General features: G+C 73.8%; 16 protein-coding genes. 11 read left to right on the top strand and 5 right to left on the bottom strand.

Features of this window, described 5'->3' with window-relative positions:
• Position 1 precedes the first annotated feature (1 nt).
• The 7 genes from BM076_RS03415 to BM076_RS03385 are packed head-to-tail and all read left to right on the top strand — an operon-like array spanning position 2 to position 8285.
• Complete coding sequence (locus BM076_RS03415; RefSeq protein ID WP_093711836.1) at positions 2-568, top strand: (2Fe-2S)-binding protein; 567 nt, start codon at positions 2-4, stop codon at positions 566-568.
• Positions 565-2973, top strand: a complete 2409-nt coding sequence (locus BM076_RS03410) for an aerobic carbon-monoxide dehydrogenase large subunit (RefSeq protein WP_093711835.1) — start codon at positions 565-567, stop codon at positions 2971-2973. The genes BM076_RS03415 and BM076_RS03410 overlap by 4 nt, the downstream gene beginning before the upstream one ends.
• 51 nt (positions 2974-3024) lie before the next feature.
• On the top strand, positions 3025-3957 hold the full coding sequence (locus tag BM076_RS03405; protein WP_245795696.1) for an XdhC family protein: 933 nt from the start codon (positions 3025-3027) through the stop codon (positions 3955-3957).
• A 3-nt stretch (positions 3958-3960) separates the two neighbouring features.
• Positions 3961-4905, top strand: a complete 945-nt coding sequence (locus BM076_RS03400) for an AAA family ATPase (protein WP_093711834.1) — start codon at positions 3961-3963, stop codon at positions 4903-4905.
• Positions 4902-6350 carry an SRPBCC family protein gene (locus BM076_RS37030; protein ID WP_107416924.1) on the top strand — a complete coding sequence of 483 codons (1449 nt, stop codon included), beginning with the start codon at positions 4902-4904 and terminating at the stop codon, positions 6348-6350. The genes BM076_RS03400 and BM076_RS37030 overlap by 4 nt, the downstream gene beginning before the upstream one ends.
• On the top strand, positions 6332-7615 hold the full coding sequence (locus BM076_RS03390) for a vWA domain-containing protein (RefSeq protein WP_265737078.1): 1284 nt from the start codon (positions 6332-6334) through the stop codon (positions 7613-7615). The genes BM076_RS37030 and BM076_RS03390 overlap by 19 nt, the downstream gene beginning before the upstream one ends.
• Positions 7616-7625: 10 nt before the next feature.
• On the top strand, positions 7626-8285 hold the full coding sequence (locus BM076_RS03385) for a class I SAM-dependent methyltransferase (protein WP_093711832.1): 660 nt from the start codon (positions 7626-7628) through the stop codon (positions 8283-8285).
• Between the two features lie 183 nt (positions 8286-8468).
• On the opposite strand, the gene BM076_RS03380 is transcribed toward BM076_RS03385, so the two are convergent.
• Positions 8469-9425 (bottom strand): LysR family transcriptional regulator, encoded by a 957-nt coding sequence (locus BM076_RS03380; protein WP_093711831.1) that lies wholly within the window; start codon positions 9423-9425, stop codon positions 8469-8471.
• 314 nt (positions 9426-9739) lie between these two features.
• On the opposite strand from BM076_RS03380, the gene BM076_RS03375 reads away from it, so the two are divergent.
• Positions 9740-11014, top strand: a complete 1275-nt coding sequence (locus BM076_RS03375) for a PP2C family protein-serine/threonine phosphatase (RefSeq protein WP_093711830.1) — start codon at positions 9740-9742, stop codon at positions 11012-11014.
• A gap of 73 nt (positions 11015-11087) precedes the next feature.
• On the opposite strand, the gene BM076_RS03370 is transcribed toward BM076_RS03375, so the two are convergent.
• From BM076_RS03370 to BM076_RS03360, 3 genes are all read right to left on the bottom strand, one after another.
• Positions 11088-13112, bottom strand: a complete 2025-nt coding sequence (locus tag BM076_RS03370) for a S53 family peptidase (RefSeq protein WP_177246308.1) — start codon at positions 13110-13112, stop codon at positions 11088-11090.
• A 534-nt stretch (positions 13113-13646) separates the two neighbouring features.
• The gene (locus BM076_RS03365; RefSeq protein WP_245795695.1) at positions 13647-15359 is read right to left on the bottom strand and encodes a serine/threonine-protein kinase; all 1713 of its coding nucleotides are present in this window, start codon (positions 15357-15359) and stop codon (positions 13647-13649) included.
• Positions 15356-16189: a serine/threonine protein kinase gene (locus BM076_RS03360; RefSeq protein ID WP_093711828.1), complete on the bottom strand. Its 834-nt coding sequence runs from the start codon at positions 16187-16189 to the stop codon at positions 15356-15358. Before BM076_RS03360 ends, BM076_RS03365 begins: the two co-directional genes overlap by 4 nt.
• A 294-nt stretch (positions 16190-16483) precedes the next feature.
• On the opposite strand from BM076_RS03360, the gene BM076_RS03355 reads away from it, so the two are divergent.
• Complete coding sequence (locus tag BM076_RS03355) at positions 16484-17347, top strand: aldo/keto reductase (protein ID WP_093712207.1); 864 nt, start codon at positions 16484-16486, stop codon at positions 17345-17347.
• Between the two features lie 107 nt (positions 17348-17454).
• Entirely contained in the window at positions 17455-18426 is a 972-nt protein-coding gene (locus tag BM076_RS03350) for an aldo/keto reductase (RefSeq protein ID WP_093711827.1), read from the top strand.
• 29 nt (positions 18427-18455) lie between these two features.
• On the opposite strand, the gene BM076_RS03345 is transcribed toward BM076_RS03350, so the two are convergent.
• Positions 18456-18851, bottom strand: coding sequence for a winged helix-turn-helix transcriptional regulator (locus BM076_RS03345; RefSeq protein ID WP_093711826.1), 396 nt, complete (start codon positions 18849-18851; stop codon positions 18456-18458).
• A gap of 155 nt (positions 18852-19006) precedes the next feature.
• On the opposite strand from BM076_RS03345, the gene BM076_RS03340 reads away from it, so the two are divergent.
• Entirely contained in the window at positions 19007-19708 is a 702-nt protein-coding gene (locus BM076_RS03340; protein ID WP_093711825.1) for an NADPH-dependent F420 reductase, read from the top strand.
• Positions 19709-19720 lie beyond the last annotated feature (12 nt).

The raw sequence follows: 19720 nt of genomic DNA, 5'->3' as shown, positions 1-19720 counted from the left end.
CATGCAGGTCACCATGACCGTCAACGGCGAAGAGGTCACCCGGGAGATCGAGGGACGGCTGCTGCTCGTCCACTTCCTGCGCGACCACCTCGCCCTGACCGGCACCCACTGGGGGTGCGACACCAGCAACTGCGGTACGTGCGTGGTCTGGCTGGACGGCGAACCCGTCAAGTCCTGTACGGTGCTGGCCGCGATGGCGGGCGGGCACGACGTCACCACTGTCGAGGGCCTGGCGCGCGGCGGCGAACTCGACCCCGTGCAGCGCGGGTTCATGGAGTGCCACGGCTTGCAGTGCGGCTTCTGCACCCCCGGCATGATGATGACGGCGCGGGCGCTGCTCGACCGCAATCCGGACCCGTCGGCGGGCGAGATCCGCGAGGCGATCTCCGGCCAGATCTGCCGCTGCACCGGCTACGCGACGATCGTGCGGTCGATCCAGTGGGCGGCGGCCGAGGAGGCCGGTACGCGCACGACGCTGGCCGCCGATGACGATGACGATGCCGATGCCGATTACGGGGCTGTGACGGCGGAGGCCGAGTCCGTACCGGCCGGCGGGAGCGCGTCATGACCACCACACCAGAACGCGTCCACGACGACAGCCGCGTCACCGCCTTCGAGGACAACGACCACAAGCCGGTCGGCCACGGCCGCATGCTCCGCAAGGAGGACCCGCGGTTCGTACGCGGGCGCGGGCGCTACGTGGACGACGTGCAGCTCCCCGGCATGCTCCATCTGGCTATCCTGCGCTCGCCGATGGCGCACGCCCGCATCCTGTCGGTCGACACCAGCCTGGCCGAGGCGCACCCCAAGGTGCGGCTCGTGGTGACCGGCGCGATGCTCGCCGAGAAGGGCCTGGCGTGGATGCCGACCCTCTCCAACGACGTGCAGGCCGTGCTCGCCACCGACAAGGTCCGCTTCCAGGGCCAGGAGGTCGCCTTCGTCGTCGCCGAGGACCGCTACGCGGCGCGCGACGCCCTGGAGTTGATCGACGTCGACTACGAGCCGCTGGACCCGGTGGTGGACGTGCGGACCGCGCTCGCGCCCGAAGCCCCGGTGATCCGGGACGACTTGGAGGGCAAGGCCGACAACCACTGCTTCGACTGGGAGACCGGCGACGCGGCGGCCACCGACGCCGTCTTCGCCCGCGCGGATGTGGTGGTCAGCGAGGACATCGTCTATCCGCGGGTGCACCCGGCGCCGATGGAGACCTGCGGCGCGGTCGCCGACTACGACGACATCGACGGCAAGCTGACGCTGTGGTCCACCACGCAGGCGCCGCACGCGCACCGCACCCTCTACGCGATCGTCGCCGGCCTGCCCGAGCACAAGATCCGCGTCATCGCGCCCGACATCGGCGGCGGCTTCGGCAACAAGGTGCCGATCTACCCCGGTTACGTGTGCGCGATCGTCGGTTCGCTGCTCACCGGCAAACCGGTGAAGTGGATGGAGGACCGCTCCGAGAACCTGATCAGCACCGGGTTCGCCCGCGACTACATCATGCGCGGCGAGATCGCGGCGACCTCCGACGGCCGCATCCTGGCCATCCGCACCCATGTGCTGGCCGACCACGGCGCGTTCAACGGCACGGCCGCGCCCGTGAAGTACCCGGCGGGCTTCTTCGGCGTCTTCACCGGCAGCTACGACATCGAGGCCGCCTACTGCAAGATGACGGCCGTCTACACCAACAAGGCGCCGGGCGGCGTCGCGTACGCCTGCTCCTTCCGCATCACCGAGGCCGTCTACCTCGTCGAGCGGATCGTGGACTGCCTGGCGTACGAGCTGAAAATGGACCCGGCGGCGCTGCGGCTGAAGAACTTCATCAGGCCCGAGCAGTTCCCGTACGCGACCAAGACCGGCTGGACGTACGACTCGGGGAACTACGAGCCGACGATGCGGCTGTCGATGGAGCTGGCCGGATACGACCAACTGCGCGCCGAGCAGGCGGAGAAGAGGGCGCGCGGCGAACTCATGGGCATCGGCATCTCGTTCTTCACCGAGGCGGTCGGCGCCGGGCCGCGCAAGGACATGGACATCCTGGGCCTGGGCATGGCCGACGGCTGCGAACTGCGCGTCCACCCCACGGGGAAGGCCGTCGTGCGGCTGTCGGTGCAGACCCAGGGGCAGGGCCACGAGACGACCTTCGCGCAGATCGTCGCCGAGGAGATCGGCATCCCGCCGCAGGACATCGAGGTCGTGCACGGCGACACCGACCAGACGCCGTTCGGCCTCGGCACGTACGGCAGCCGCTCGACCCCGGTGTCCGGCGCGGCGGCGGCCCTCGTGGCGCGCAAGGTCCGCGACAAGGCGCGGCTGATCGCCTCCGCGATGCTGGAGGTGTCGGTCGCCGACCTGGAGTGGACCAAGGGCGCCTTCCACGTCAAGGGCGACCCGTCGGCGTCCGTCACCATCCAGGACATCGCGATGCGCGCGCACGGCGCCGGCGACCTGCCGGACGGCGTCGAGGGGGGCCTCGAGGCGCAGATCTGCTACAACCCGGAGAATCTGACGTATCCGCACGGCGCGTACATCTGCGTCGTGGACATCGACCCCGGCACGGCGAAGGTGACCGTGCGGCGGTTCGTGGCCGTGGACGACTGCGGCACCCGCATCAACCCGATGATCATCGAGGGCCAGGTGCACGGCGGGCTCACCGACGGCGTCGGCATGGCCCTGATGGAGATGATCTCCTTCGACGAGGACGGCAACTGCCTCGGCGGCTCGCTGATGGACTACCTGATCCCGACGGCGCTCGAAGTCCCGGACTGGGAAACGGGGTTCACCGTCACACCGTCGCCGCACCACCCGATCGGCGCCAAGGGCGTCGGCGAGTCCGCGACGGTCGGCTCGCCGCCCGCGATCGTCAACGCCGTGGTGGACGCGCTGAAGCCGTTCGGCATCCGGCACGCCGACATGCCGCTCACCCCGTCCCGGGTGTGGGAGGCGATGCAGGGGCGGCCGACGCCGCCGATCTGATGCTTCCCGGCGACGCTTTCAGAGAAGCGCGAGGACGTACGAGGAGAGGGAGTGACGGTAACGGTGACGGTGGACGAGGCCGTGGGCGGGTCCGTCGACGAACGGGCGCGTGAACTGGCCGTACGGCGGGTGCCGTTCGTGCACGCCCGGGTCGTACGCGCCCAGGCGCCCGCGTCGGCGCGCGCCGGTGACGAGGCGATCGTGCACGGCGACGGCACGATCGACGGCTTCGTCGGCGGGGTGTGCGCCGAGGGCTCGGTGCGCACCGCGGCGCTCGGCGTGCTGCGGGACGGCGGGCCGCTGCTGCTGCGGGTGCTGCCGGAGGGCGAGCAGGACTTCCCGGAGGCGCCGGGCGCCCAGGTCGTGGTCAACACCTGCCTGTCGGGAGGGGCGTTGGAGATCTTCCTCGAACCGGTGCTGCCGCCGCCGCTGGTCGAGGTCGTCGGGCGCACCCCCGTCGCCGAGGCCGTCGTCGCGCTCGCCGGCGTCCTCGGCTGGGCCGTCTCCCGTACGCTGCCCGGCGGTTCGCTGCCCGACGGCACCGCGGCGGTGGTGGTCGCCGGGCACGGGCGCGACGAGAACGCGTCGATCCGGGCCGCGCTCGACGCGGGCGTGGACCGGATCGCGCTGGTCGCCAGCCGCCGCAGGGGCGCCGCCGTCCTCGACGAACTCGGCCTGGACGAGGGCGAGAAGGCGCGGATCAGCACCCCGGCCGGGCTCGACATCGGCGCCCGCACGGCGCCGGAGGTCGCGCTGTCGATCCTCGCGGAGCTGATCGAGACGGTACGGGCGCGGCCGGCCGTGACCGTACCGGGCGGGCCTTCCGCGCTTCCCGCCGAGGCCAAGGACCCGGTGTGCGGCATGACGGTGACCGTCATGCCGGACACCCCGCGGCTGACGGTCGGCGGCGCCGACGTGTGGTTCTGCTGCGCGCACTGCCGGGACACCTACGCGGCGCAGCACGCGGAAGGGCAGGTGGTCTGAGCCGTGTCCGGCGACCTCGACGGGCCGCCGCCTCCCCTCGGCGACGGCCTCTTCACCCATTCCGACGACGTACGCGCCCGGCTCGACACCGTCGGCCACCTCGTCGACGACGGCACCGCCACCGCCCTCTACCTCGCGTGCGTGCTGCGCCGCCCGCTGCTCATCGAGGGCGAGCCGGGCGTCGGCAAGACCAGTACGGCCAAGGCGCTCGCCCAGGCGCTCGGCACCCCCTTGATCCGGTTGCAGTGCTACGAGGGGCTGACCGCCGCGGAAGCGCTCTACGAGTGGAACTACCAGCGGCAGTTGCTGGCCATCCGGCTCACCGAGGCGCGCGGGCGGCAGTTGGCCGACGCGGATCTGTTCACCGCCGAATTCCTCCAGGACCGGCCGCTGTTGCGGGCCGTACGGCACGAAGGGCCGCTGCCGCCGGTGCTGTTGATCGACGAGATCGACCGGGCCGACGACGAGTTCGAGGCACTGCTGCTGGAATTCCTCGGCGAGGCCGCGATCACCGTGCCGGAGCTGGGCACCTTCACCGCCGTGACGCCGCCGCTGGTCGTCCTCACCTCCAACCGCAGCCGCGAGCTGCACGACGCGTTGCGGCGGCGCTGCCTCTACCACTGGATCGACTTCCCGGCGCCCGAGCGCGCCGCCGAGATCCTGCGGCGGTCGGTGCCGGGCGCGGCCGCGCCGCTCATCGGCTCCGCCGCGCAATTCGTCGGCCGGGTGCGGGAACTCGACCTCGACAAGGCGCCGGGCATGGCCGAGGCCATCGACTGGGTCGCCGCTCTCACCGCGCTCGGCGTCACCCGGCTGGTCCGGGAGGACGTCCTGCGCACGCTCAGCACGATCGCCAAGAGCCCGGACGACCGGGTCGCCGTCAGCGGGGCGCTCGACGTACTGGTCCCGGCGGCGGCCCCCGCCTCCGAAGAAGCGAGGAAGTCATGAAGATCGACAACGAATTCCGGGTCGGTGTGCCCGTGGACCGCGCCTGGGAGGCGCTCACCGACCTCGAAGGGCTCGCGCCCTGCATGCCGGGGGCCCAGCTGACCGGTATCGAGGGCGACGTCCACCGCGGGCGCGTGAAGGTCAAGGTCGGGCCTGTCATCAGCCAGTTCACGGGCACGGCCCGCTTCACGGAGAAGGACGACGCGGGCCGGCACGCCGTCGTCGCCGCCGCGGGCAAGGACACCCGCGGCGGCGGCAACGCCTCCGCCACCATCGATCTCCGCCTCCGCCCGGACACTCCCGACGGCACCGCCGTCACCGTCCATACCGACCTCACCATCAGCGGCAAACTCGCCCAATTCGGGGCGGGCATGATCAAGGAGATCTCCGAGAAGCTGCTGACGCAGTTCGTCCACAACCTGGAGGCCCAGCTCCACACCTCGCCTGCGGCGGGCTCGCCGACTGATGTGGGGGCTGCGCCCGGCTCGGTGAGTGAGGGTGGGGCTGCGCCCGGCTCGGTGAGTGAGGGTGGGGCTGCGCCCGGCTCGGTGAGTGAGGGCTCGGGTGCGCCTGCGGCGGGCGTTGGCGCCGGGGCTTCGCCCGGCGGGGTGGGTGCGGGGTCCGCGCCTGCGGCGGCGGGTGCGGTGCGGCCTGCGGCCGGTTCGGTGAGTGGGGACTCGGGTGCGCCTGCGGCGGGCGTTGATGCCGGGGCTTCGCCCGGCGGTGCGGTGCGGCCTGTGGCCGGTTCGGCGGGCGGCGGTGCCGGGGCTTCTCCCGATGGAGCGGGCGCGGTGCGGCCTGCGGCCGGTGCTTCGGGGGCCGCGTCCGCGGTGAACGGTGCGGCTGGCGGTGCGGGGTCGGTGGGGCCGGAGGCGGCCGCTGCGACAGGTTCCCCGGGGGTCGACGCGGGAGCGGCTGCGGGTTCGTCCGCCGAGGTGCGTGCGCGGTCCGAGGTTGAGGGTTCCTCTGCGGCGGGCGGTGCGCGTGACGGTGCGGGTCTCGACGCGGCCGGCAGCGGGACACGGGCGGGCGGCGACGCCGGTGCGGCCGCGGATGTCGCCTCACGATCCGCGGGTTCGTCCGGAGCGCCTGCGGCTGGTTCGGGGGGCGTCGATTCGGGTGCGCCTGCGGTGAACGGCGTTTCCGGCGGCGGGGGTTCGGCTGCCGAGGGTTCGCCTGCGGCCGGCGCCGGGGTCTCGCCTAGCGGGGCGGGTGCGGCGTGGCCTGCTGCCGGTTCGGTGGGTGATGGCACGGGTTCGCCTGCTGTGAACGGGGCCGGTCACGGCGTGAGTGCGGGCGCCACCGGGGGCGTGGGGGAGCAGGCGGAGCCGGAAGCTTTGGATTTGCTCGGGTTGGCCGGCGGGGCGGTGTACAAGCGGGTGGTGCCGCTGGTGGTGGGGGTGCTGGTCGTGGTGGGAGTGGTGGTGTGGCTGATCGTGCGGTGACCCCGGCGGGAGCCGGACGGGCGGTGGTCCTGGCGGGAGCCGACCGCGCCGCGTTCGGGGTGGGGCTGGCCGCGCGGCTGCGCGAGCACGGGGTGCCGGTGGGGCTGACGGCGGTGCGGGACCTCGTACGGGCGTGGGAGGCGGGGCCGCCGCGCGGGCGGACCGAGCTGTACTGGACGGCCCGCGTCTGCCTCGTCAAGGACCGGTCCCAACTGGTGGCGTTCGACGCCGTCTTCGACGCGGTGTTCGGCGACGCCGTCCTCCCGGTGGACCCGCACGCCCGCCGTACGGGCGTCGGCGGCCCGGCGCCGGGCAGCGAGGACGGCTACGCCCGGGCGCCCGGCGCCGCGAAGGGCGAGACCGAGGGCGGCGGCCTGCCCTGGGCGACGCTACCTCCGGCCGTCGCGGACGCCGAGCACTCCGCCGCGTACCCCCTCACCGTGCCGGACCGGCTCCCGACCGCCCTGGCCGCCCTCGCGGACACCCCCTTCGACCAGCTCGGCCCCGAGGAGACCGCCCTCCTCGGCCGCCGCCTCGAAGCCGCCCTGCGGGACTGGCCGGTGCGCCGTACCCGCCGCCACGAGGCCCGGCCCGGCGGCCCGCGCGTCGCCCTGCGCGCGACGGTCGCCCGCGCCCGCCGCACCGGCTGGGAGCCGGTGACGCTGGTACGGGAGGGCCCGGCGTACCGCCCGCGTCGCGTCGTCGTGCTGTGCGACGTGAGCCAGTCGATGCGCCCGTACGCCGTCGCGTACCTCCACCTGATGCGCGCCCTCGCCCTCACCGCCGACGCCGAGGTCTTCGCCTTCGGCACGTCGCTGACCCGGCTGACCACCGTCATCGGTCAGCGTTCCGCGCAGGCGGCGATCGACCTGGCGTCGGCCCGCGTCGCCGACCGCTTCGGCGGCACCCGGATCGCGACCTGCCTGCGGACGCTGTTGTCCTCGCACCACGGCGGCGCCCTGCGCGGCGCCGTCGTCGTGATCGGCTCCGACGGCTGGGACGGCGACCCGCCGCGGGAACTGGCCGCCGCCATGGCCCGGCTGCGGCGCCGCGCGTACCGCGTCGTCTGGCTCAACCCCCGCGCGGGGGCGGCCGGTTTCGAGCCGCGCACCTCCACGATGGCCGCCGCGCTCCCCTTCTGCGACGCCCTCCTCCCGGCCGCGACCTTCGCCTCCCTCCTCCGGGTGCCGGCCGCCCTCACGGAGGCGGGCCCGCGCCGCCCGCGCCCGCGTAATTCGTTCGCCCCGGCGGCGACGGCTGGTTAGCGTCCCGGCCGTGGACTTCACCGATCCCCGGGCCGAACCCGGCACCCCCGACGACCCCGACGATGTCAAGAACGTCGTCCGGCGCGGCTACGACGCCGTCTCGGAACGCTACGACGAGGCGTACGGCGCCGACACGAAGTACGAGGCGCTGCTCGCCGAACTGTGCGCCCGGGTCGCGGCGGGCGGCCGCGTCCTGGACGTCGGCTGCGGCAGCGGCGTACCGGTCGCCCGTACGCTCACGGCCGCCGGTTTCGCGGTCACGGGCGTCGACATCAGCGAGGTGCAGGTCCGCAGGGCCCGGGAGCGGGTGCCGGGCGCGGAATTCCGGTGCGCCGACATCACGGCGGTCTCGTACGGGCCCGCCTCCTTCGACGCCGTCGTCTCCCTCTTCGCGCTGATCCACATCCCGCTGGCGCAGCAGCCGCCCCTGCTGCGGAACATCGCGGCCTGGCTGCGTCCCGGCGGCTGCTTCGTGGCGACGACGGGGCACCGGGAGTGGACCGGTACGGAGGACGACTGGCTCGGCGGCGGCGCCCCGATGTGGTGGAGCCAGGCCGACGCGGCCACCAACCGCTCATGGATCGAGGCGTCGGGACTCACCGTCGAACGCGAGGAGTTCGTGCCCGAGGGGGACACCGGGCACGCCCTGTTCTGGGCCCGCAGGCCGTGAGCCGCGCGGGCCGGCCCCGCGATCAGGTCCGGCCCCGCGACGACGACCGGCCCCGCGACGACGGCCGGCCCCGCGACGACGGCCGGTCACGCGATGAGGTCCGCCCTCGCGTCGAAGGCTGGCCCCGCGACGACGACCGGTCACGCGTCACGCCCGGAGCCCCGATCGGCGCCGGCCCCGCGGTCAGGACCAGAGCGTGACGTGCACGGCGGGGCGGAAGCGGCCCGCCGTGACGCCCGCGCCGCGCAGCATCGCCTGCGTCGCCCGCGGGGTGGTCACGAAGCGGCGCAGCTCGGCCGCGGCGGGCGGGGCGTCGCGCTCGGGCAGGGTGAGCAGGTGCCAGGAGCCGCGGGACGGCTGGAAGGCCCCGGTGACCTGGTGCAGATCGCCCGCCGCGAGGTCCTTGGCGACGGCGAAGGCCACCACGAGCGCCACGCCCTTGCCGTGCTTGGCCTCCTCCACGGCCGCCGCGTGGCTCTGGAAGATCCGCTGGTCGCGCTCGGCGATGTTCAGCCGCCGCAGCACGGAGGGCACCATGCCGACCCGCCCGGCCGCGGACGGCCCGAGCAGCCAGGTCTGCTCGCGCAGCTCGGCGGCACCGGCCCGCGCCGTCGCCAGCGGGTGCCCGGTACCGACGACCGCGATCACCTGGTAGTTCAGGAAGGGCGTGCAGCTCATCGAGTCGTCGACGGTCGCGGGCCGCGGCCCGATCGCGACATCGACCGTACGGCTGACCAGCATCGCCCCGAACCTCTGCGGATTGTGCACGCTCAGCTCGACGTTCAGATCGTCCGCGCGGCTCGCGAACAGCTCGATCAGGCCGGGCGCCGCGTGCTCGGCGAAGAGGCTGGACGCGGCCACCCGCAGCAGCCGCCGCCCGGCGCCCGCCTGGCTGACCTCCAGCACCGTCTGGTCCTGGAGCCCCAGCATCTCGGCGGCGCGGCTGGCCAGCCGCAGCCCGCCCGGCGTGAAGGCGAGGCCGCTGGCGGCCCGGGTGAAGAGCTTGTCGCCCAGCTCCTTGCGCAGGTGCGCGATGTGCATGGACACGGCGGCCTCGGACACGGACAGGTCGGCCGCCGCCGCCTTGACCGAGCCGAGACGTACGGTCGCGGTGAAGGCCCGCAACTGCGTCGGGGTCAACCCATGCCTCCCAACAGGCCGTTCCGGCGTTCTCGCCACGCACACCGTCCCCCCAAAACTATCTCCACGGGACCGCGCGCGACTACGACCGTGCGCACGGTTCGATCACCCGCGTGACCCGTACGACGCCCGTACGAGGTCCGTACGAGGCCCGCATGAGGTCCGTACGACGCCCGCGTGCGATCCCCGTGGCCCCCGTACGTTCGCGCGTTCGAGCCGTCGTCCCCGCCGCGCCCTCGCGGTGATCACCCGCCTGAGCTGGTGGGATGGCACCGAGCGTGCGTCGATGGAAGGCCGTCGACGGAAGGCGGTCGATGGAAGGCGGAGGTGACGCGTTGAGGCGGCACGGCGTGGGGCGGCACGGTGACGACGGGGGACGGCCCGCGCCCGGGGATCCGTTCGGCCTGGCCGAGGAGGCCGTCGAGGCGATCGGCAGCACCCTGGACGAGGAGACGACCTGCGCCGAGCTGACCGGCTTCCTGTGCCGCCGGGTGTGCGACGCGGCGGCCGTCGACCTGCTGCCGGAGGACGTGCCCGCGCGCCACCACCCCCAGGAGATGACGCTCGACCGGATCGCCGCGGCGGGCCGCCCGGACCTGCTGGCCCCGCGCACCCCGCTCAGCGTCCAGGCGCTGTCCGTCCAGGCGCTGGACGAGGGCCATCCGATCACCGCCCGCACCGACACCGCGGGCGCCGACCCGCGCACCGCGATGTCGATGCCGCTGCTCGCCCACGGCCGGCTGTACGGGGCGCTGCTCGCCGTACGCTCCGGCCGGCCGGGCTTCAGCGCCGCCGAGACCGCCGCCGTGCACTACGCGGCCCGGCTCGCCGCCGTCCACCTCAGCCACGCCCGGCAGCACACCGCCGCGCACAGCACCGCGCTCAACCTCCAGCGCGCCCTGCTCGCCGAGCCGAGCCGCCCGCACCCCAACCTCGACATCGCCACCCGCTACCTGCCCGCGGGCGGCGGCAGCCTCGTCGGCGGCGACTGGTTCGAGACGGTACGGCTCAGCTACGGCCGCACCCTGCTGGTGATCGGCGACGTGATGGGCCACGGCCTGGACGCGGCCGTCGACATGAACGCCTACCGCTCGATGCTGCGGTACGTCGCCTCCGCCGACCTGCCGCCGCACCGCGTCCTGCGCCGGCTCGACGCGGCCGTCTCCGAGGACGGCACCCGCCGGCCCGCCACCTGCTTGCTGGTCCGCGTCGATCCGGCGCGCGGCAGCGTCGCGATGGTCAGCGCGGGCCATCTGCCGCCGGTGCTGTTCTCCGCCGACGGCTCAGGCGAACTGCTGCGGCTGCCGGTCGGCCCGCCGCTCGGCACCGGCGTCGGCGGCTACGAACTCACCACCCGCACGATCACCGCGGACCAGACCCTGGTGATGTTCACCGACGGCCTGGTCGAGCGGCGCGAGGAGGACATCGACGTCTCCCTCGCCCGCCTCGCCGGCCTCCGCCTCCCCCCGGCCGCCGCCGTCCAGCACGTCCTGGACGAAGTCCTCACCCGCCTCGACGCCACCCGCGCCGAGGACGACGTGGCGGCCCTCGCCGCCCGCCTCCACCCCCGCCCCCGGCAGGACCGATGACAGGGCCGGGGCCCGGTGGAGGAAGGTCCTCCACCGGGCCCCGGCCGGTGTCGTACGGGTGGGAGCGTGAGCGTCAGCGCTCGTGCCAGATCTTGAAGGAGAGCAGGTACGACAGGGTCGGCGAGCCGACGCCCGTCGCGTTGTCGAAGCCGCGCACCGCGTTGAGCGAGGTGTCCTCGCCGAAGGCGGCGAGCCGGACCGCGAGGGTGCCGTTCACCAGGCCGAAGTCCGCGACGTTGCTGAGCGGGGCCTTGGCGTGGTGGGCGGCGTTCTGGTCCACGACGTCCTTGAACAGCCAGGAGCGGGCGTAGATCGACGGGTTGGCGAAGCCGATCGCGTGCCGGTTGGCCTGGATGGCGTCGGCCTGGACGGCGGCGAATTCGGGCGACGACACGCTGGTGCCGCCGTAGCCGGCCTCGCTGTAGTCGGCGCCGTCGGAGATGCCGACGAGCACCGAGGTGTAGAGGTCGCCGACCATCGAGACGTCGGGCGTGACGCGCTGGGCCGTACGGCTCTTGGCGCCCGTCATCAGGGTGTGCGACAGCGAGCTGGGCACGACACCGCGCTGGTACGCGGGCTGCGCGAAGTCCTCGCTGGTGCCGCCGCCACCGCCGAAGTAGAACGGCGCCGGGGGAGCGGGCGTCCAGCTCTTGCCGTCGGCCGACAGGTTGGAGCGCAGGGTGCCCATGTCGGTCTCGAAGCCGTACGAGCCGCTCTTGTTGCTCAGGCCGAGCGCGGTGCCGCCGACCGAGGTCACCCACGGGTCGGAGTCCGGCCAGTTGGCCTGGGCGCGGGAGGTGTCGGCCTGGCAGTTGACGCCGGTCGCGGCGGCCAGCGGGCTGCTGTCACCGCAGTCGCCGGCGGAGAAGCCGATGCCGATGCCCTCGACGGCGGCCTGCTTGAAGACCTGCTCGTAGGCGGCGATCTCGGACTTCGTCACATCGGCGTCGTCCGTGGTGTGCATGATCTCGCCCCACGAGTTGGAGACGACATCGGCCAGGTGGTTGTCGACGATGTTCGTGATCGCGGCGAGCAGGTCGTTGTCGTCGCACGAGTTGGCGCCGACGTAGACGACGTTGGCGTCCGGCGCGAGGCCGTGCGCCATCTCGACGTCGAGCGCCTCCTCGGGCGCCCAGCCCTCGGGGCCGCCGCACAGGTCCTGGTTGGTCCACTGCGACGGGTCGACGACCTCGCGGTACTGGCCAGGCTTGAACGCCTTGTCACCGTGGTTGGTCGCGTAGGTGTTGGCGTCGGACTCCATGGTGGAGCTGCCGTACGCGTCCACGATCGCGATCGTCGCGCCCTTGCCGGTCAGGCCGGAGGCGGTGATGCCGTACGCCTTGCGGATCTGCGAGGGGTAGAACGAGCACTGGTCGAACGGCACCGCGCCCTTGACGTATCCGTCGGGCGCGCCCTTGGCCAGCTTCTGGCCCCAGTAGTCGGAGCAGGTCGCGGTGGTCGGCAGGCCCGCGTCGGGCTTCTTGTCGCCCTTCGCGGCCTTCGCCGAGGCCGTCGCGTCGCCGCTGACCTTGCGGGAGTCCGGCTTCACGACATTGCTGCCGGGCGTGGTGAAGCCCGTGACGCCGAGGATCGCGGAGGAGACCGAGGCGGGGACCACCACGTCGTGCGTGGGGGCGTGCCGGACCGCGCCGTCCACCTTGTACTGGTGGATCGCGGTGCCGAACGCCTTGGTGACGGCCGCGTTGGTGCCCTTGACGGTGATCGCGTGGTCGGTGGTGCTCACGACCTTCAGACCGGCGTCCTTCGCCCACTTGGTGACGGCGTCGGCCTGCGCCTGCGTGGCGCCGAAGCGCGCCTTGTACGCGGCGGGGCTGAGGAATTTGCCGTAGGCGGCGTTGCTGGGGTCGGAGACCGCCGTCGCGTACGCGGTCAGGCCCGCGGCGTCCTGGCCCGCCAGGTAGACGGTGCCGGTGATCTCGGCGGACGCGGGGACCGCGCCCTGGTCGGCCGCGGCGGTGGCCCAGTCGGGGTGGCTTTCCGCGATCGTCTTCGCGGCCGGCGCGGGCCCGCTGGCCTGCGACGGCACGGCGAGGATCAGCGACCCGGACACCATGGCCAGCGAGGCCGCGGCGACCACCGCTATCCGGGCCCGTGTGGCACGGGGCTTTCTTATGTCGTTGATGACGACTCCAACGTGAGCTCGGGAACTGGACGGACAACGTGTGCTGACAGTGCGGGTGGTGGCCGCGCGAGTAGCTGTGCGTTGCACGCTCCTGGCCCGCGACGGCTGTAGTGTGCACGTCGCTTCCGGACGCTGGGAATGCCGATCAGCCGCCCTTGGCACGTCCTTTAACCACCGGGTGGAGATTTGGCCCGGCATGGGCGCGTATGCCGGACAAGGACCGGCGCGATCGCGCCGGTACGTCCGGTCACCGTGCGTTTCCGGTCATCGGTCACCGCTCACCGGTCACGTACCGGCCACACATCGCTCACCCGGCGACCCCGGGGCGGTCACATACGGACCGGATGCGGACGCCGTCCGCGGGGCGTACGGGCACCCCTGTCATCTGTCAGGAGCGGGCGCGGGGCGGGCGCGCCTACGGTGGGTCCGTCCGGTCGCACCGGTCCGTACGGGGGAGACCGGCGCGACGCCCGGGCGCGAGGCCGGCGGCTACCGCCGCGGCGTGTAGTCGGCCAGGTACCGAGTGACCTTGTCGACGTACGGCCGCACGCGCGCCGGAACGCCGCCGGCCTCCTCGATGGTGCGGGTGCTCGTGCGGTACGCGGCGGCGGTCAGCTGCGGGAGGTCGGTGTGCAGTCCGTGCTGCTTGAGCTGTTCGTCGACCCAGCACAGGTAGGCGCCCATGGTGGCGATGGCGTCGGGCGCGGACATGTAGTCCTTGGTGCCGTCGTGGTCGCCGTCCACCGCCCACGCCTTGAACACCCGCGGTGTCCACATGGCGATGCCGTACTCGTCGGTGCTGGGGCGGCGCGCGTGGGCGTCGAAGCCGGACTCGGCCTTGAGCATGGCGGCGATCAGCGCCGGGGTCACCTCGGGCTGCACGCACAGCCGGGCCGCCGCGCCGATGAAGGGGCGCAGCGGCTGCGGTACGTCGGAGCCGGCGGGCAGCGTGTCGTTGACGGGACTGGCGGTCACGCCGGTGCGCGCGGCGGAGGACGGGCCGCCCGCGCCGGGGTTCTTGGCGGAACCGACGGAACCGTCGGAGCCGCCCGTCAGCAGCAGGCCGGTGGCGGTGCCCGCGGCGGCCAGCAGGACGACAACGGCCGTGACCAGGAGGGGCGTTCGGGACGCGCGGCCCTTCGCGGGCGTGTCGGACCCTGCGGCGGCGCACTCCTCCACCCGCTCGGCGAGCTTCGCCGCGGTCAGGCCGGCGCGGGCCGCGTGGTCGGGCGCCAGGCAGTCGGTGATCAGCCGCCGCCAGCCCTCGGGGAGCGAGGCGTCGAGCCGCAGCGGCGCCCGGCCGCGCGCGTACGCCTGCGCGGCCAGCGCCCTGGCCCGGGCGGTGGCGCCGGGGAAGGGGTGCAGGCCGCCGCTGAGCACCTGGTGGGCGACCACGCCGAAGGCCCACACGTCGGCGGTGGGGCGCACCGCCGTGCCCAGGCTCCCGGTGCGCTCGGACCACCACTCCGGCGGCAGGTGGTCCAGGGTGCCCATCGGCGGGACGTAGGCGTGGGTGCCGTCCAGCTCCGTGGTCAGGCCGAAGTCCGCGAGCCGGGCCTCGCCGTCCGGGCCGAGCAGGATGTTGGCCGGTTTGAGGTCGCCGTGCAGCCAGCCCTCGCCGTGCAGATGGGCCAGGCCCGAGGCGGTGCCGCGCAGCACGCGCACCGCGTCCGGTACGGGCGCGCCCGGCTCGGCGGCGGCCAGTACGTCCTGCACGCTGCGTTCCGCGCGGTCCATCGCGAGCACGACCGAGCCGTCCAGCGCGGGCGACCCCGGGTCGCTGACGGGCAGCGCCTCGTACGTACGGATCAGGTGCGGGTGGCGGGCGGCGAGGCTGAACCGCACTTCCTTGCCGACCAGTTCGTCCACCTCGGCGCGCTGGCCGGGGGCGAGCGGCGCGGTGCCGAGGAATTTCAGCGCGGCCCGCTGCCCGGCGCGCGGGGTGCCGGGCGCGCCCTCGGCGGTGTAGACGCTGCCCCAACTGCCGCTGCCGATCAGGCCGGTGACGGTCCAGTCGCCGACGCGGTAGCCGGTGGGCACGTCGAGCGGGGCCTTGGCGGCCCGGGTCCGGCCGCCGCCCGTACCGTCCCCGCTTCCGTCGTCGTGGCCCTCGCCCCGGCCCTCGTCGTGACCGTCGTCGTGGCCCTCGCCCCGGTCGGCGGGCGCGTCGGCCTCGTCGTCGGAGCCGCGTTCGTGCGTCACGCCCGTGCCTTTCCGTTCCCGCCGCCGGGCCCGTGGGCGCCGGTGCCGCCGCCGGGGCGCGGCCGGGGCGGAAGGAGCGCGAGGTGCTCCTCCCTGACGAGGTCGAAGCGCAGCGCGAAGGCGACCAGTTCGTCGCGCTTGCCGCCCGCCAGCGCGTCGCTCTCGGCCTCGGCCGCGTCGTCGCGCAGCCGCAGTTTCACCGTGGCCAGGTAATCCACGTGGTAGTTGACCGCCGACCTGGTCAGATCGCGGCAGGCGTCCAGCGGCCGCAGCCGCTTGAGCACGTCGCCGACGCCCGGCACCGCGCCGGTCGAGGCATTGCGCAGCCGCGGCTCGCACAGCGCGAGCAGCACCAGGAAGTACTTGGACGTCGGGTCGAGCGCGAAGGGCATCGTCGTCCGCTCGCCGCCGTCGGCACCGCTGCCGTCGTCGTCCTGGTACGCGTGCTGCGGCGCGAACACCTTGAAGCGCGCCTCCGCACCCTGTGAGGGCAGCACGACCTGCGAGAACTCGAACGGTACGGGGGCGCCGAGCCGGCCGGGCGCGACCTTGATGTGCTCGCCCGCGCCCTCCAGATTCTCCACCACATAGGTGGCGCTGCGGCTGAAGTTCGACAGCCGCCAGTAGTCCTCGGCGGCCGTGATCTGCCCGGCGCACCGCGACACCCCGGGGTCGCACAGCCGCACCGGCACCGGGCTGCCCGGCGCGCCCCGCCCGAAGTCGGCGGTCTCGCCGGGCCCGAGACGCAGCAGCCGCGGGCGCCGCGGCGCCGTCCCCTCCCACCGCGAGCCACCGCATTCCTCCGGTAGCTGCACAATCACCGTGTCCACGCCTCGACCCCCTTCCCGCCTCTAGGGTCACATCTGTTGCGCACTGAGGGACGCCCCTTGCAGGGGGCCGGTTGCGGACACGCGCGAAGATGACCGAGAAGCGTTCACTCGTACGAGTGACGCCCGCGTCACGCTCCCGGCCTGCGGCGCTTCCCGGCCACTCAGCGATTCCGCTTCTGAATTCGTTCGCTTTCTTCTATTGGACGCGCCTGGCCCGGCGGGCGAGGCTGGGGAGGCCGGCGCACCCGCGCGGGGCCCGCGGCATCGCGGGAGAGGGACAGGAAGGCCATGGCCATGCAGACCCGCCGTATCGGAACCGTCGACGTCGGCGCGATCGGGCTGGGCGGTATGCCCATGTCGATCGAGGGGCGCCCGGAGGAGTCGCGCTCCATCGCCACCGTGCACGCGGCGCTCGACGCGGGCGTGACCCTGATCGACACCGCGGACGCCTACCACCTGCACGCCGACGAGGTCGGTCACAACGAGGCGCTGATCGCCAAGGCCCTCGCCTCGTACGGCGGCGGCACCGACGACGTGCTGGTCGCCACCAAGGGCGGCCACCTGCGGCCCGGCGACGGCTCGTGGACGCTGGACGGCAGGCCCGAGCACATCAAGGCGGCCTGCGAGGCGTCGCTGCGGCGGCTCGGCGTCGAGGCGATCGGCCTCTACCAGTTCCACCGGCCCGACCCCGCCGTGCCGTACGAGGAGTCCGTCGGCGCCGTCGCCGAACTGCTGGACGCGGGCAAGATCCGGATGGCCGGCATCTCCAACGCGAATCCGGAGCGGATCCGGCTGGCGGCCGACATCCTGGGCGGCCGGCTGGTCTCGGTGCAGAACCAGTTCTCCCCCGCCTATCGCTCCAGCGAGCCGGAGTTGGCGCTCTGCGACGAGCTGGGCATCGCCTTCCTGCCCTGGAGCCCGCTCGGCGGCATCACCCGGGCCGGCGACCTCGGCGCGGTGAACGCCCCCTTCGCCAAGGTCGCCGCCGCGCACGGCGTCAGCCCGCAGCGGGTCGCGCTGGCCTGGATGCTCGCGCTGTCCCCGGTCGTCGTCCCGATCCCCGGCTCCTCCCGGCCCGAGACCATCCGCGACTCGGTGGCCGCGGCCGAACTCGCCCTGGACGCCGAGGAGATCGCGCTGCTGAGCGCGACCGTCTGAGCGCGGCCGTGTGAGCGCGGCCGTCCGAGTACGTCCCGCGAGGCTCACGAGAATCTCCCGCGAACCTCCTGAGCACGTCCCGAGCACGTCCCGAGAAGGGGAAACCTGTGCGTTACCGCGAACTGGGCCGCAGCGGCCTGTCGGTGTCGGAGATCGGCTACGGCGCCTGGGGCATCGGCGAGTCCGCGTGGGTGGGTGCCACCGAGGACGAGTCCGTACGCGCCCTGCACCGCGCGATCGACCTCGGCGTCAATCTCGTCGACACCGCCCGCGGCTACGGCGAGAGCGAGCGCATCGTCGGCCGGGTGGTGCGCGAGCGGGCCGCGGCGGGCGACGAGATCCTGGTCGCCACCAAGGTCCCGCCGAAGAACGGGACATGGCCCGCGCCGCAGGGCGTCGCCGCGTCGGCCGCCTTCCCCGGCGAGCACATCCGCGCCAGCCTGGACACCAGCCTGGCGGCCAGCGGCCTCGACCACTTCGACGTGCTCCAGTTCCACGTCTGGAGCGACGAATGGGTGGGCCACGGCGACTGGCTGGAGACCGTCGCCGACCTCAAGGCGCAGGGCAAGATCCGGCTGTTCGGCGTCTCCATCAACGACCACGAGCCGGACAACGCGCTCGCGCTGGTCCGCAGCGGCGTCGTGGACACCGTCCAGGTGATCTACAACGTCTTCGACCAGGCGCCCGCCGAATCGCTGTTCCCGGCCTGCCTGGAGCACGGCGTCGGCGTCATCGTCCGCGTCGCGCTGGACGAGGGCGGGCTGACCGGCGCGATCACCGCCGGTACGACCTTCCCCGAGGGCGACTTCCGCAACCGCTACTTCCGCGGTGACCGCCCCGCCCAGGTCGAGCAGCGCGTCGCGGCCCTGGTCGCCGACCTCGGCATCGCCCAGGACGCCGTCGCCGAGACCGCCCTGCGCTTCGTCCTCGCCTCGCCCGCGGTCTCCACCGTCATCCCCGGCATGCGCACCGTCCGCAATGTCGAGCGCAACACCGCGATCAGCGACAGTACTTCACTGACCGAGGACCGGCTCGCGGCGCTCGCCAAGCACCGCTGGCAGCGCAACTTCTACCAGTAGAGGTCGGTAGAGGTCCGCTTGACGGTACGTCAGGCGTCCGAGGCCGCCGCCGGGTTGCCGGCGGCGGCCTCCTGCGCCTCCAGCAGCGCCTCGCCGTGTTCGAGCACCCAGTTGCCCAGCGCCAGCATCGGCCCGTCCATCAGGCTCTCGCCGAGCGTGGTGAGGGCGTACTCGACGCGGGGCGGCGCCTCGGCGTAGGCGCGCCGCTCGACCAGGCCGTTGCCGAGCAGGCGGTGCAGGGTCTCGGTGAGCACCTTGTCGCTGATGCCGCCGATCGAGACGCGCAGCGTACGGCGGCGGCGCGGGCCCGCGCGCAGCGCCGCGAGCACGACCGGGTCCCAGGTGTGGGCGAACAGATCGGTCGCCGCCCGCAGCCGGCAGTCGGCGACGAGGTCGTAGCAGGGCGGCTCCTCGGCGATCGTCACGTCACGCTCCTCGCTGCTCCGGCCGCTGGTCCCCCTCCATCATGACGCGTCCGCGCGCACCGATCGGTGCGTATCGGTTTCCTTACGTTTGCCCACGTGAGAGCCGCCTCGGGACATCACCGGACGGCGCGGAGACGTACGCGAGGGAGCCGAGGATGCGGATCGGGATTCTGGGGACGGGTGTGCTGGCGCGGGCGCTGGCCGAGGGATGGGCGCGCGCCGGGCACGAGGTGGTGGTCGGCGGCCGGTCGGCCGAGCGGGCGCGCGAGCTCGCCGAGGCGGTGGGCCGCGGTGTCACCGCCGCCGGGCCGCGTACGGCGGCGGCCGGACGGGACGCGGTGCTGCTCGCGGTGGACTGGGACGGCGCCGAGGAGATGCTCGCGGCGGCCGGCGCGGACGAGGGCGCGCTGGCCGGGACGGTGCTGATCGACCCGACGAACGCCGTCGAGCACGGCGTCGGGGTGCTGCTCACCGGCGACGGGTCGATGGCCGCGCGGATCGCCGCCCGGGCGCCGGGCGCCGACGTGGTGAAGGCGTTCCACCTCTTTCCGGCCACCCAGTGGACGCAGGGCGCCGGGGGCGGGGCCGGGTCCGGGGACGGGGCCACGAACGGGGAAGCGGACGGGGACGCGGCCGAGCGCGGGGACGCGTCGCCGGTGACCGTCGTGATCTGCGGCGACGCCCCGGCCGCGCTCGACACCGTCGGCACCCTCGTCCGTGATGTCGGCGCGCGGCCCGCGGTCCTCGGCGGCCTCGACCGCGCCCGCCAGCTGGAGGAGGCGGCGGGCTTTGTCATCGGCCTGGTCTTCGCGGGCCATGACCCCAACTCCGCTGTGCCGCACGTGCCTTCGCGCTGACAGCCCCTGTTG

The organism is Actinacidiphila alni, from assembly GCF_900112845.1.
Classification (GTDB): domain Bacteria; phylum Actinomycetota; class Actinomycetes; order Streptomycetales; family Streptomycetaceae; genus Actinacidiphila; species Actinacidiphila alni.
Note: the sequence above shows the minus strand (reverse complement) of the source record. Positions and strands in the feature narration are given on the sequence as shown.